The organism is Subtercola sp. RTI3 (genome assembly GCF_035018625.1).
In the GTDB taxonomy this organism is placed as follows: Bacteria; Actinomycetota; Actinomycetes; order Actinomycetales; family Microbacteriaceae; genus Subtercola; species Subtercola vilae.
Genome location: NZ_JASJXO010000012.1, coordinates 1 through 13,448, shown reverse-complemented (window position 1 = coordinate 13,448; position 13,448 = coordinate 1). Strand labels below are relative to the sequence as shown.

Annotated in this window: 13 protein-coding genes and 2 tRNA genes; 13 read left to right on the top strand and 2 right to left on the bottom strand. The window is 66.4% G+C overall.

What is annotated here, in order from left to right; translation table 11 throughout:
* Nucleotides 1–13: 13 nt before the first annotated feature.
* The 8 genes from dusB (at nt 14) to QN358_RS06730 (ending at nt 7,799) form a co-directional block, all read left to right on the top strand.
* On the top strand, nt 14–1,216 hold the full coding sequence (gene dusB / locus QN358_RS06765) for a tRNA dihydrouridine synthase DusB (protein WP_237280242.1): 1,203 nt from the start codon (nt 14–16) through the stop codon (nt 1,214–1,216).
* A complete protein-coding gene (locus tag QN358_RS06760; RefSeq protein WP_323511940.1) occupies nt 1,209–2,477 on the top strand; it encodes a deoxyguanosinetriphosphate triphosphohydrolase in 1,269 nt (422 codons plus the stop codon). The genes dusB and QN358_RS06760 overlap by 8 nt, the downstream gene beginning before the upstream one ends.
* A 6-nt stretch (nt 2,478–2,483) precedes the next feature.
* Nucleotides 2,484–4,487: a DNA primase gene (gene dnaG / locus QN358_RS06755; RefSeq protein ID WP_323511939.1), complete on the top strand. Its 2,004-nt coding sequence runs from the start codon at nt 2,484–2,486 to the stop codon at nt 4,485–4,487.
* Nucleotides 4,488–4,558: 71 nt separating this feature from the next.
* On the top strand, nt 4,559–5,371 hold the full coding sequence (locus QN358_RS06750) for an ATP-binding cassette domain-containing protein (RefSeq protein WP_136640907.1): 813 nt from the start codon (nt 4,559–4,561) through the stop codon (nt 5,369–5,371).
* A gap of 35 nt (nt 5,372–5,406) precedes the next feature.
* Nucleotides 5,407–6,438: a D-isomer specific 2-hydroxyacid dehydrogenase family protein gene (locus QN358_RS06745; protein WP_323511938.1), complete on the top strand. Its 1,032-nt coding sequence runs from the start codon at nt 5,407–5,409 to the stop codon at nt 6,436–6,438.
* A 108-nt stretch (nt 6,439–6,546) separates the two neighbouring features.
* Nucleotides 6,547–6,619 (top strand) — tRNA-Asn (locus tag QN358_RS06740).
* A gap of 146 nt (nt 6,620–6,765) precedes the next feature.
* Nucleotides 6,766–7,497, top strand: coding sequence for an AzlC family ABC transporter permease (locus QN358_RS06735; RefSeq protein WP_323511937.1), 732 nt, complete (start codon nt 6,766–6,768; stop codon nt 7,495–7,497).
* Nucleotides 7,494–7,799: an AzlD domain-containing protein gene (locus QN358_RS06730; protein WP_323511936.1), complete on the top strand. Its 306-nt coding sequence runs from the start codon at nt 7,494–7,496 to the stop codon at nt 7,797–7,799. Before QN358_RS06735 ends, QN358_RS06730 begins: the two co-directional genes overlap by 4 nt.
* Before the next feature lie 62 nt (nt 7,800–7,861).
* Here QN358_RS06730 and def read toward each other — a convergent pair whose 3' ends face one another.
* Nucleotides 7,862–8,434: a peptide deformylase gene (gene def / locus QN358_RS06725; protein WP_136640903.1), complete on the bottom strand. Its 573-nt coding sequence runs from the start codon at nt 8,432–8,434 to the stop codon at nt 7,862–7,864.
* A 42-nt stretch (nt 8,435–8,476) separates the two neighbouring features.
* Here def and QN358_RS06720 point away from each other — a divergent pair, with 42 nt between their 5' ends.
* From QN358_RS06720 to QN358_RS06705, 4 genes are all read left to right on the top strand, one after another.
* Nucleotides 8,477–9,391: a DMT family transporter gene (locus QN358_RS06720; RefSeq protein ID WP_323511935.1), complete on the top strand. Its 915-nt coding sequence runs from the start codon at nt 8,477–8,479 to the stop codon at nt 9,389–9,391.
* Between the two features lie 72 nt (nt 9,392–9,463).
* Entirely contained in the window at nt 9,464–10,774 is a 1,311-nt protein-coding gene (locus QN358_RS06715) for a glycosyltransferase (RefSeq protein WP_237280240.1), read from the top strand.
* 54 nt (nt 10,775–10,828) lie between these two features.
* Nucleotides 10,829–10,902: transfer RNA gene (locus QN358_RS06710), tRNA-Ile, on the top strand.
* Between the two features lie 195 nt (nt 10,903–11,097).
* Nucleotides 11,098–12,027 (top strand): alpha/beta hydrolase, encoded by a 930-nt coding sequence (locus tag QN358_RS06705; protein ID WP_323511934.1) that lies wholly within the window; start codon nt 11,098–11,100, stop codon nt 12,025–12,027.
* 130 nt (nt 12,028–12,157) lie between these two features.
* Here QN358_RS06705 and QN358_RS06700 read toward each other — a convergent pair whose 3' ends face one another.
* Nucleotides 12,158–12,691 (bottom strand): PadR family transcriptional regulator, encoded by a 534-nt coding sequence (locus QN358_RS06700; protein ID WP_323511933.1) that lies wholly within the window; start codon nt 12,689–12,691, stop codon nt 12,158–12,160.
* Nucleotides 12,692–12,903: 212 nt separating this feature from the next.
* On the opposite strand from QN358_RS06700, the gene QN358_RS06695 reads away from it, so the two are divergent.
* Nucleotides 12,904–13,407, top strand: a complete 504-nt coding sequence (locus QN358_RS06695; protein WP_323511932.1) for a DUF3145 domain-containing protein — start codon at nt 12,904–12,906, stop codon at nt 13,405–13,407.
* Nucleotides 13,408–13,448 lie beyond the last annotated feature (41 nt).

The following is a 13,448-nucleotide window of genomic DNA, read 5'->3' as shown; positions in this document are numbered from 1 at the left end:
GAGAATTGACGTGATGCCAGCTACACCGACTCTCGCCCCCGCACCGACACTCGCACCGAAGCTCACGATCGGCCCGATCACCCTCGACGTGCCCGTTGTTCTCGCGCCCATGGCCGGAATCACGAACACCGCTTATCGCAGGCTCTGCCGCGAGTACGGCGCGGGCCTGTATGTGAGTGAGATGATCACCAGTCGGGCGCTCGTCGAGCGAACCCCCGAGTCGATGCGGCTCATCGCGCACCACCCCTCAGAGACCACTCGCTCCATTCAGCTCTACGGTGTCGACCCCAAGACAATGGCCGAGGCCGTCACCATGCTGGTGGCCGAAGACCGCGCCGACCACATCGACATGAACTTCGGCTGCCCTGTTCCGAAGGTCACCCGGCGCGGCGGCGGGGCTGCCCTGCCGTGGAAGAGCGACCTCTTTCGTTCCATCGTCGAGGCAGCGGTGACGGCGGCCGGCGACATCCCGGTCACGGTCAAGATGCGCAAGGGTATCGACGACAACCACCTCACGTACCTCGAAGCCGCGCGTGCCGCCGAGGGGGCTGGGGTCGCCTCGATCGCCCTGCACGCCCGAACCGCTGGCGACTTCTACTCCGGCCAGGCCGACTGGTCGGCCATCACCAAACTCAAAGAGACCATCACGAGTGTTCCGGTGCTCGGCAACGGCGACATCTGGTCGGCCGACGATGCGCTCCGCATGGTCGACGAGACCGGTTGCGACGGTGTCGTCGTGGGCCGCGGCTGCCTCGGTCGGCCGTGGTTGTTCGGCGACCTCGCGGCGGCGTTCCGCCACCGGGCCGGCGAGATCACCGATGCCGAGGCGACTGCAGCCCGCGCGTTCCCGCCGCTCGGCCAGGCCGCAGAGGCGCTTCGCCGCCACGCCGAGCTGCTCACCGAGTTCTACGACGGCGAAGAGCGGGCGTGCCGCGACATCCGCAAGCACGTCGCGTGGTACTTCAAGGGCTACCCGGTCGGCCACGAGGTGCGTGCCGCCCTCGCCATGGTCACCACGCTCGCCGAGATGGATGACCTGCTGGCCACCCTCGACCCCACTCTGCCCTACCCCGGAATCGATGCCGAGGGCCCCCGCGGCCGAGCCGGTCGCCCCAAGCGCCCGGCCCTGCCCGACAAGTGGCTCGACTCACGCACACTCGACACCACGGGCCGCGCCGAACTCGCCGGTGCCGAAGTGGAGCACAGCGGTGGCTGAACGGGTGGCGGTAGCCAGCGGGTACACGCTGCACGACACCGAGCGGCCCCAGCCCGAAGAGCACTACAGCCGGCGCAGCGATTTCGCGAGAGACCGGGCGCGTCTGCTGCACTCCGGCGCGCTCAGGCGGCTCGCCGCCAAGACGCAGGTGCTCTCTCCGGCGGCCGACCTCGACTTTGCGCGCAACCGTCTCACGCATTCGCTCGAAGTGGCCCAGGTCGGGCGGGAGTTGGCGGCGAGCCTCGGGCTCGACCCCGACGTGGTCGACACCGCGTGCCTTGCACACGACCTCGGGCATCCGCCCTTCGGGCACAACGGCGAGCGGGCCCTCTCAGAGTGGGCGGCCGACATCGGCGGCTTCGAGGGCAACGCGCAGAGCCTGCGCATTCTCACGCGGCTCGAGCCCAAGGTGTTCGGGGCTGATGGCGCCTCCTTCGGGTTGAACCTCACCCGCGCGAGCCTCGATGCGAGTTGCAAGTACCCATGGTCGGTCGCTGATGCGGTGACTGACGCCAGCGGTCGGCAGAAGTTCGGCGTCTACGCCGACGACGTACCGGTGTTCACCTGGTTGCGCGAGGGCGCGCCCGTCGGGGCGCTCTGCGTCGAGGCGCAGGTGATGGACTTGTCAGACGACATCGCGTATTCGGTACACGACTTCGAAGACGCGGTTCTGAACGGCTACATCGACGTGCCGGCCCTTGGCAGCAGGGTCAACCACGACGAGCTGGTCACAAGCATGCATTCGTGGGTGGGCGGTTCATTCAGCCACGCCGAGCTCATCGCGGCATTCGACCGGCTCGACTCGCTCGACGTGTGGATCGACGAATGGAACGGCAGCAGAGTCGACCAGGCGAAGCTCAAGAACCTCACCAGCCAGCTCATCGGGCGATTTGCGGGCGCAGCCACTCACGCCACGCGCGAGGCATACAGCTCAGAGAATCTCATTCGTTTCGGAGCTGACATTGTGGTGCCGCGCTCAGTATCGGCTGAGATCGCCGTGCTCAAGGGCATCGTCGCCGCCTTTGTCATGTCGAGCACGAAGCGCAAGCCCATCTACCGCAGACAACGGGCCCTGCTCGTCGATCTTGCCGAGCTACTGCTCGCCACCGGCGAGAAGAACCTCGAACCGGCGTTCCGGGGCGACTGGGCATCGGCAGAGGGCGACAGTGCCCGCAAGCGGGTCGTCGTCGATCAGGTTGCCAGCCTCACCGACCAGTCGGCGCTCTCATGGCACGCCCGGCTCGTGCCGGGTCGAGAGTAGGGCGTCGTGGCAGGGCTCATCCGGCGTGCCGACATAGACGAGGTGCGCTCTCGTGTGAACATCGCCGACATCGTGGGCGAATTCGTCACCCTGAAGAGCGCCGGGGTCGGCTCGATGAAGGGGCTCTGCCCCTTTCATGACGAGCGTTCGCCTAGCTTCCACGTGCGCCCGCAGGTCGGCTTCTACCACTGCTTCGGTTGCGGCGAAGGCGGCGATGTCTTCACCTTCCTGCAGAAGATGGATCACCTCACCTTCAGCGAGGCGGTCGAGCGCCTCGCTGGAAGCATCGGCTTCGAGCTGCACTACGAAGACGGTGGCCAGGCCAGCGACCACACCAACCGTGCACGGCTGCTCGCCGCCAATGAGGCAGCCCGCGAGTGGTTCATCGAGCAGCTGATGACAGAAGGGGCGGATGCCGGGCGGCGCTTTCTCGGCGAACGCGGTTTCGACGCTGCCGCAGCCGAACGTTTCGGCGTGGGCTACGCCCCGCAGGGGTGGGACAACCTTGGCAAACACCTGCGCACCCGCGGGTTCACGACCGAAGAGCTCAGCACCGCGGGTCTCACAAGCCAAGGCGACCGGGGCTCGTACGACCGGTTTCGCGGGCGTCTCGTCTGGCCCATCCGTGATCAGACCGGCCAGACCGTGGGGTTCGGCGCCCGGCGCCTGTTCGACGACGACAAGGGGCCGAAATACCTCAACACCCCCGAGACGCCGGTGTACCACAAGTCGCAGGTGCTCTACGGGCTCGACCTGGCGAAGCGAGACATCTCACGAAGTCGCCAGGTGGTCGTGGTCGAGGGCTACACCGACGTGATGGCCTGCCATCTCGCTGGGGTCACCACCGCGGTCGCCACCTGTGGCACCGCGTTCGGCGTCGATCACATCAAGATCATGCGGCGCATCCTCGGCGACGACACCGCCGGCCTCGGCGAAGTGGTCTTCACCTTCGACCCCGACGCCGCGGGACAGAAGGCTGCCCTCCGCGCCTTCAGCGAGGAGCAGCGCTTCGCCGCGCAGACCTACGTGGCCGTGGCGCCCGACGGGCTCGACCCGTGCGATCTGCGCCTGAACCGCGGTGACGATGCGGTGCGCCGGCTCGTGAAGTCGAAGAAGCCCATGTTCGAGTTCGTCATTCGCCAGAAGCTCTCGAACTACGACCTCAACACCGTCGAGGGCCGGGTGGCGGCCTTGCGAGAGGCTGCACCGGTTGTGGCCGACATTCGAGACCCCGCGCTTCGCCCGGGGTACACGCGCGAACTCGCGGGCATGCTGGGTGTTGAGATCGGCGATGTCGAGCGAGCTATTCAGGCAAGCAGCACCGCGGGAGCGAGTGACGCCCGAAAGGCCGCTGTCGACCGCGACAGCCGTGACCGGGCGACCCGGCAGGGCGAAAACGCGCAGAGCCAGGGCGGGCAGGGCGGCGGCGGGCAGGGCGACAGTCGCGATCGCGGCGGTCAGGGTGGCTCTGGCCAGCTCCGCGATCAGCGCCCAGGCGCCCCCTCGGGGGCGGGTGATGCCCCACTCGCGCGGGTCTTCTCGCTCACCGATCTGCCCATCACCACAGCATCGAGGCTCGAACGCGACGCGCTCATGGCCATGCTGCAGTACCCGAAGTCGGTGGGTAAAGACCTCATCGCGCGCGCCTCGACCGTGAGCTTCAGCAACGCCCCGCTCGCTGCTGTGCGGAACGCCATAGCGTCCTCCCTCGACCTCTTCGACCAGCCCGACTGGGTATCGGCCGTCGCTTCGTCGCTTGACCCCGAGTACTCGACCCTCGTGGGGCAACTCGCCGTGGCGCCCATTCCCGAACGGCCAGAGCGAGAGCTCGATGTCTACCTCAGACGAGTGACGTCGTCGCTCATCGAGCGTCACCTGGTACGCCGCAAAGAAGAGCTGCTCGGGCAGTTGTACCGTATCGATTCCAGCGTCGACCCCGAAGGCTACCGACGCATCCAGCGCGAACTGATGAACGTCGAGGCCGAGCGGCGCACGCTGAACGGTGAGTAGCGCATGCCGATGGCCCGGTATTCACGGCGCGGGGCGGGCCGGCTCGCAGCATGTCGGGTTAAGCTCATGCAATGAGTGAGCCCGTGCTGGTCGCGTCTGACGTGACCATCGAGTACCCCGCCCACAGTGTGAGCGCCGCCTACACCGCCGTGCGAGGGGTGAGTCTGCGCATTGAGCCCGGTGAGATCATCGGCCTGGTCGGGTCGAGCGGGTCAGGCAAATCGACGTTCGCGCAGGTTGCCGCGGGCCAGGCTGGCCGGGGTTCGCGCGAATCTGTTCCCCGCATCGTGGGGGGAGGGCTCCGCACCCTTGGTTTCGACCTCCGCAAGGGCGTGCGCGGCCGCACGTTCAACAAACTGACCTTCGGGGTCGGCTACCTGCCACAAGACTCCTCGAGCGATCTCACCTCGAACATGACCATCGCCGAGTCGATCGCCGAGCCGCTCTTCTCACGAGACAAACGGTACAACGAGAAAGACGCGAGCCTGCGGGTCGCCACGCTTCTGGATGCCCTGCTGCTGCCGGTCGGCACAGCCCGCAAGTTGCCCCACGAACTCTCGAGCGGGCAGCGCCAGCGGGTCGCCATCGCACGGTCGCTCATCCTCGATCCCGTGTTCTACGTCGCAGACGAGCCCACCGCCGGAGTGGATGTCTCCGTTCGCGGCCCCGTCATCGACGTCATCTCTCAACTCCAGCGCGACCGCGGCGCGACGACGCTCATCGTGAGCCACGATCTCGAGGTGCTCAGGCGCTCGGTCGACCGCATCGTGGTGCTGCACGAGGGTGTGGTTGTGGGCCTCGGTACGATTGATGACGTGCTGAACGATCCGCGGCATCCCTACGTCGCCGGCCTCGCCAAGGCCATCGGCGGCCGCGGGCAGTGAGCGGAGCACACCTCACCTGACGACGACGGAGACGAATGAGTACCTCTCGCTACGACCAGCCCAGTACCGCCGGCCCCCTGGCCGGGCAGCACGCGGCGGTTCTTTCGATCGACGTGACACCCGTCGCCGATGAGCTTCGCCCGACACCGGGCCCCATCGCCATCCTTCCCACCCCCAACGCCCTGTTCGTTGATGCGGTCACCGCGGGCGGGGGTGTCGTGGCCGCGATCAGCGCCGAGACGCGGGCGATCGTCTGGCTCACCTCCGTCAACGCCGACGATCTCGCCGTACACCTGCAGGCCAACCCGCAGGTGCAGTGGGTGCAGCTGCCCTGGGCGGGTGTCGACGCATTTGCAGAGCTTCTGAATAGCCAGGACAGGCCTCATCTGCTCTGGACCAGTGCCAAAGGCGCCTACGCGCAGCCCGTCGCAGAACACGCGCTCATGCTCATTCTCGCGCTCATGCGCCGCATTCCCGAGCGGGTGCGGGCGACGTCGTGGGCGCCATCGACGGGGGAGTCGTTCTACAGCCGCAGCGTCGTCATCATCGGCGCTGGGGGTATCGCGGTCGAGCTGCTGAGGCTCTTCGAACCGTTCGGTGTCACCACCACCGTTGTCAGGCGCAGTACAACGCCTCTCGCGGGCGCCGCGCGCACGGTGGCAACCGAGTCGCTCGACGAAGTGCTGCCGGGGGCTGACGTGGTCATCGTGGCCGCTGCCATGACGGGAGACACCCGTCACCTCATCGGTGCGAAGCAACTCGCCCTGATGAAGCCCTCAGCCTTTCTCATCAACATCGCCCGCGGCGGTCTGGTCGACACGGATGCCCTCACCGAAGCACTGGCGAGCGGCCAGATCGCGGGTGCGGGCATCGATGTCTCTGATCCGGAGCCACTGCCCGACGGGCATCCGCTCTGGTCGGAGCCGAACATCATCATCACGCCCCACAGCGCAGACACCCCGGAGATGACGGCACCGCTGCTCGCCGCCCGCCTGAAGCAGAACGTCGAAGCATTTCTCGGTTCCGGAGGATTCGTCGGAGTTGTCGACCCGCAAGCGGGGTACTAAGCTCGCGGAGGCAGTTGTTCGTGTGAACGTCAGAAGCTTCTCGTACCGGGAGGCGGCCGACCAAGCACGTGGCAGATTCGTGATAACGTAATCAAGCTGTTTCAGCATTCCTCGATAGCTCAATTGGCAGAGCAGCCGGCTGTTAACCGGCAGGTTCTTGGTTCGAGTCCAAGTCGGGGAGCGAAAAGGTCGTCAGGGCTCCACCCCGGCGGCCTTTTTTGTTGCCCAGACGTCTTCGCCGGGTTGTCGGCGGGCGAACCGCTCCCGCGTCGCGGCGCCACCACACCCGCATTTGCGACTCGGCCGGGCATCCAACACACTGTCAGAGTGCCCGAAACCCCCGCCACCCGTACCGCGCTGCGAGCCGGTGTCGCCGTCGGGGTGGCCACTGCAGCGTACGGAATCTCTTTCGGCGCCCTCTCCGTCGCTGCCGGTCTCGACGTCTGGCAGACCTGCTTTCTGAGCCTCGTGATGTTCACCGGCGGTTCGCAGTTCGCGTTCATCGGCGTGATTGCGGCCGGCGGGCTCGCTGCAGCGCCGAGCGCCATCGCCAGCTCAACCCTGCTGGGTTCCCGCAACGTGATCTACGCGCTCCGTATGTCGCCGGTCGTCGGCTCCGGCTGGTTCACCCGACTTGCCGCCGCACACCTCACCATCGACGAGTCGGTAGCCGTCTCGACCGCCCAGCCCACGCTGAAGGCCCAGCGCGTGGGGTTCTGGATGACCGGCCTGGTGGTCTTCGTCGGCTGGAACCTCACCACCCTCGTCGGCGCCCTCATCGGAAACCTGATCGGCGATGTGAGTGCCTACGGACTCGACGCAGCCGCCGCAGCCGCCTTCCTCGGGCTGCTCTGGCCCCGCCTGAAGCAGTTGCAGGCCCAGGCCGTCGCCGTACTGGCCGCCGTGGCCGCGGCGCTGCTGACGCCCGTTCTGACGCCCGGGGTTCCCGTGCTCGTCGCCGCCATCATCGCCGTGGTGTTCGGTCTCACCAACTGGCTCGGCCCGAAGACAGGCGACCAGACCGCAGAGTCGCCGCCCATCGAAGGCATGCCGTCGTGACGCTCTGGCAGCTCATCATTCTGGCGTCGATCGTGTGCTTCGCGCTGAAGTTCGCCGGCTACCTCATCCCGCCCGCACTCATCCAGCGGCCCACCCCGGCGCGCGTGGCGAACCTGCTCACCGTGGCGCTGCTCGCGGGCCTCATCGCCGTGCAGACCTTCGGCAAGGGCGAGCACCTGGTTCTGGATGCCCGTGTGCCAGCGATTCTCGCCGCAGCCGGCCTCTACGCGCTGAAGGTGCCGTTCATCGTGGTGGTGATCGTGGCGGCAGCACTCGCCGCCGGCATCCGGGCGCTCACCTGACGCGGGTCAGCTCCCACCACAAGCGTCAGCTCCTACCAGGAACGTCAGGCCCACCAGGAACGTCAGGCCCCACCCTCGAACGTGTCGACCCCGGGCATCCAGCTCTGGCCGGGGCTGCCCCAGCTGCGCTTGCGCGAGATCTTCGCCGCCGCCTTGGCATACGGAAACTCGAGGCGGTCGACGTACAGGTACCCGTTGAGGTGGTCGAATTCGTGCTGGAAGATGCGTGCCAGCCACCCGCTCGCCTCGACCTCGAACGCCACGCCATCGACGTCGAACGCTCGTAAGACCGCGTCGGACGAGCGCACCAGCGGAAACCGTTCGCCGGGAAACGAAAGGCAGCCCTCTGAATCGGTGTCCTCGTCGGCGTCGGCCACCGGCGGCGGGCTGATCAGCAGAACCGGGTTGATGGCCGCGCCGCTGTGCACCACCGCATCCGAGTCGGTGTACTCGTAGACGAACAGCCGAAGCGGCACCCCCACCTGCGGCGCAGCGAGACCGACGCCTGGCGCGGCGTGCATTGTGTCGATCATGTTCGCCACCAGCTCGTGCAGCTCGGCATCGAAGGCGGTCACGGGCAGGGCGGGAGCATGCAGAACAGCATCACCCGAGATACGAATGGGAAGAACGGCCATTCGCTAAGCCTATCCGCGCACTTCCCACGCTAGTGTCGTTGGGTGCCTCCCGAACTCGACTTCGTCTCAGCGCAGCTGGCCCTCGATCCCCGACAGTTCATCGGCATTCCGATCGCGCTTGTCGGCGCGGTCTTCCTCTCGTTCGGTGCGCAGTTTCAGCACCGCGGTGTCAATAAGGTCGAAGCCGAGGGTCAACAGGTCACCGGCGGCCTCGACGTGCGGCAGCTGCTCGCTCTGCTGCGTCGACCCTCGTGGGTGTTCGGTAGCCTCATGCTGGGCCTCGCCATCGTCTTCCAGCTCACGAGCCTGAACTTCTCGCCCATCATCGTCGTTCAACCACTCGGCGCGGTGGCCCTTGTCATCACGTCGATTCTGAACTCACGGGTGACCAAGACGAAGCTGAATCGCCGGTCGGTCATCTCGATCGTCATGTGCGTCGGCGGGGTTGCCCTGTTCGTGCTGATCGCCGCCTTCACTGCCGTCGACCGTCCGGTGAGCGACCAGAATCTGGTCACCATTGTCATCGTGCTCGCTGTGGTTCTCGCGCTGTTCATTGCACTGTTCGTGCTGTTCCGCAAGCGCATGACGGCAATCGCCTACATTCTGGGCGCCGGGGTTCTGTACGGCTTTGTCGCCACGCTCGCCAAAGTGGTCATCAGCCGGCTGCAGCAGAACGACTTCGAGTGGCTCACCCTCACCTGCCTGGTGGGCCTACTGGCCGCTGCGGCGGCGGGTGCGTACTTCGTGCAGACCGCCTATGCCGTCGGTCCGCCCGACCTGGTGATCGCCGGTCTCACCGTTGTCGACCCGATGGTAGCCGTCGGAATCGGCATCATCGTGCTCGGCGAAGCATCGCAGGCTCCCGTTCTTGCGCTCGTCGGCTTTGTTCTCACAGGAATTTTGGCGATACTGGGAGTCTTCGGGTTGGCAAAATACCACCCGCAGAGCGAGCACTAGAGTAAGTTTTTTGCAGGGTGCATCCAGATACCGGATGCCCGGCCGACCGCCTCCGAACCAGAAAGACATCACTTGTCAGCTTCCTCCGCATCCGGTTCCTCCTCTGAGGCCGCGGAAGCCGTGAAGCCCTTGAAGATCGTCATCGGCGCAGACACTTTCACGCCGAACGTCAATGGCAGCGCGCGCTTCTCCGAACGCCTGGCCTCTGGGCTCGCCGCCCGCGGGCACGACGTGCACGTCGTCGCCCCGGCGGCATCCCGCCGACACGGCACGTGGACAGAGACCTACGACGGCCAAGACATCACCGTTCACCGTCTCCGCAGCTTCCGCTGGTACCCGCACGACTGGTTGCGCTGGGCCGAGCCGTGGTTCATCAACAAGAACTCAGACCGCATCCTCGACGACGTGAAGCCCGACGCCGTGCACTTCCAGTCGCACATCATCGTGGGCCGCGGCCTCTCGATTGCGGCCAAGAAGCGCGGTGTGCGCATCATCGGCACCAACCACTTCATGCCCGAGAACCTGCTCGAGTTCACCCTGCTGCCGAAGTCGTGGCAGGTGCGCGCCGTCGGTATGGCGTGGCGCGCCGCCAAGCGCACCTTCGGCCGCGCCGACGTGGTCACCACTCCCACGCAGAAGGCCGCAGACTTCCTCGAGAAGTACACGGGCCTCTCCGGCGTTCTGGCCATCAGCTGCGGAATCGACGCCGAGAACTACACCCCCGACTTCACCCCGCGAGAGGGCAACCACATTCTCTTCGTGGGCCGCATCACGGGCGAGAAGCAGATCGACGTGCTGATCAAAGCTGTCGCCCTGCTGCCGGCCGACCTGAACGCCAAGCTCGACATCGTCGGCGGGGGAGACCTGCTGAAGAATCTCGAGCACCAGGTCAAAGTGATGGACATCGAAGACCGCGTCTCGTTCACCGGCTACGTCACCGAAGAGGAGCTGCGCGCCTCCTACACGCGGGCCACCGTCTTCGCTATGCCCTCGATCGCCGAGCTGCAGAGCATCGCCACCATGGAGGCCATGGCGTCGGGCCTGCCTGTCGTCGCGGCGAACGCCATGGCCCTGCCGCACCTCGTGAAAGACGGCCGCAACGGTTTTCTCTTCGAGCCCGGCAATTCGCAGCAGATGGCTGACCAGCTCGAGTTCATCCTCCGCCTGCCGCAAGAAGAGCTCGACGCGTTCAAGAAGCAGTCTCTCGAGCTCATCGAGGCCCACGACCTGCAGCGCACCATCGTCACGTTCGAGAGGTTGTACCGCGGGGCATCCGATGTCGACGACGCAGCGATCGATGCCGAACTCAACGCCGAGACCCGCGCCGCGCTGGGATCGCAGCCCGATACCGTTCCGGGTGGCGCCGACCCTTCGCACCCCTGAACACCGCCACCGCCCAAACCCTGTATCGTTTATTCGCGGCAGCACTGCCGTTTCGGGGCGTTAGCTCAGCTGGTTAGAGCATCGGACTCATAATCCGTCGGTCGCGGGTTCAAGTCCCGCACGCCCCACTTCTCGCCCCTCGCTCCTCGCTCCACTAGCCTCGCCACGCTGGTACCCCCAATTGGGGTGAGATTGGCGTTCGAAGCTCAGAAGTTGTTGACTCCGGCCGGGCGGGCCGCTAACGTGACGAAGGCTCGGTTAGCTCCTGCATGCTCAGGGGAGCCGGGCGACAGCCGACTTCAGGGGTAGACGAAGGTTCACGAATGACGTACCTGACACACGATGTTCCCGTAGCGAGTGGATTGATGCGAGTGGGCGAGTGGCGGCCCGACGAGGTCGATGCGCCGGTCATCCTCGCGCTGCACGGCATGACCTCCACCCATCACGTGTGGTCGATGCTTGCAGAGCAGCTGCCCGACGTGCGCATCATCGCCCCCGACCTGCGCGGCCGGGGCCTCAGCAACGATCTCACAGGGCCGTACGGGGTCGCCCAGCATACGAGTGATGCGCGGGCGGTGATGCGTGCGCTCGGCATCACGCGGGCCACCGTGCTGGGTCATTCGCTCGGTGCGTTCGTGGCTGTCGAACTGCTGGCGCGAGATGCAGCCGAGAGCTCGACCGGTGCTGCCGGGGGTGGTGTCTTCGAACGCGGCGTACTGGTCGACGGCGGGCTGCCCGTCACTGTGCCCCTGAACCACTCCGAGGCCGATCTGCTCGAGGCCGTTCTGGGTGCCGGGGCACGCGGGTTCACCCTGTCGTTCGCCGACCGCGCGATGAATCGCAAGTTCTGGAGTCTGCACCCTGCGCTCTCGGCCGCCTGGAGCCCCGCCCTTGCCGCTTACGCAGACACTCACGTCACTGAGTACCTCACCGCAGAGGGCGCGATCGAGTTGCAGTTGGCGGTGTCACCGCATGCCCTGGCCGCCGATTCACGTGAACTCTTCGGTAGCACGGCGGCGCGAGCTGCCCTCGATCGCGTACGGGTTCCGCTGACCGTGCTGACGGCCGGCCGCGGACTGCTCAACGAATCGCCGGGCGTCTACACGCCCCGTGAGATCGACGGGTGGAAGCTCGAGCTGCCGCACGTGCGCTTTGTCGAACTCCCCACTGTGAACCACTACACCACGGTTCTGGGCGAGCAGGGCGTTGCCGCTCTCGCCCACGCGCTGCAGCGCACTCTGCTTTCCAGCTGAGCCGTTCGCAGCCGAGCAGCCGACCCGCGGACCAGCTGACACGCTGACACGCTGACACGAATGCCGCACCAACAGCGCTCCACTTCACCGCGACAGTAGAGCACCGCGGCGTCGCCGCACCAGCCCGATATCAGCGCGGACGACGCCCGCGCCGGGGCCGATTGTCGTCGTACCCGCGAGCCACGAGCTCGCCGGTCGCACACCGAGCCTCCACATCGTCGAGCCATCTCCTGGCAGCAGAGGCGAGCAAGTCGTTCGCGTACGCAGCACTGGGAGCGAGCGCGCCGCCTTGTCCAAGCGAAGTCCACGCCGCGCGGTACGCCCGGATGAGCTCGCGGAGGCCGTCAGGAACCCCCGGCAGACTGGCGGCCAGTAGCACGTGCGCCACCATGGCCGACCACTCGGCCTCGACCGTGTGCCCCGCGAGCCAGGCCTCAGCCTCAGCCCGGCCGGCATCGGTGAGGCGGTAGAGGGGGAGTGCGTCATCCGTCACTCCGGCCGGCGCGACACAGCCGGCGATGGTGAGCCTGCTGAGGGTCGAGTACGTCTGGCCTACGTTGATGCAGCCGACCCGCGACGTGCGAGCCTCGATCTCGTGGTGCAACTGCAGGCCGTAGGCGGGGCCGAGGGTGAGAACCGCCAGCGTGCTCGAACGAAGCGACACGGCGGCACACCCTTTCTGACAATGCCCTACCGAGTATAGGGAGCGCCGCGTTGCAGCCTTGTGATTTACCGAGCGGGTGGGCATACTGGTTGCAGCTTGACGTGGCAGTAAGACTGCTGGCCGCGTCACAACTTCATACCGGTCACGCTTTGTTGGGCATCCATTCACGCCAGGTCGTTGGGGAAGACGTACCTCACGAATGGAGAAAACAAATGGTGGCATCAGTCGCACGCGGAGTGATCTATGTTCACTCCGCTCCTCGCGCGCTCTGCCCTCACGTCGAGTGGGCGGCAGGTCGCGCTATTGGTCGTGCAGTGAACTTCACCTGGATCGAGCAACCCGTACTGCGTGGCTCGCAGCGTGCAGAGTTCTACTGGGAGGGCCCTGCCGGCACCGGCGCAGCCATCGCCTCAGCCCTCCGCGGCTGGGAGCACCTGCGTTACGAGGTGACCGAAGACCCGGCTCCGGGCCGTGACGGCGGTCGATGGATGCACACTCCCGACCTCGGCATCTTCTTCGCCCAGACCGACAGCGCCGGCAACACGGTCATTCCCGAAGACCGTATTCGTTCGGCCATGGAAACGGCGGGCTCCAACGCGCTGGAACTCCATCGTGAACTGCGCCTCGCCCTCGGCCAGGCCTGGGACGACGAGCTGGAACCGTTCCGTTACGCGAGTGACTTCGCCCCCGTCGTCTGGCTGCACTCCGTAGGCTGAGTTCACCACCTCGGCCCCACCCCTGTCTCTTATACACATCT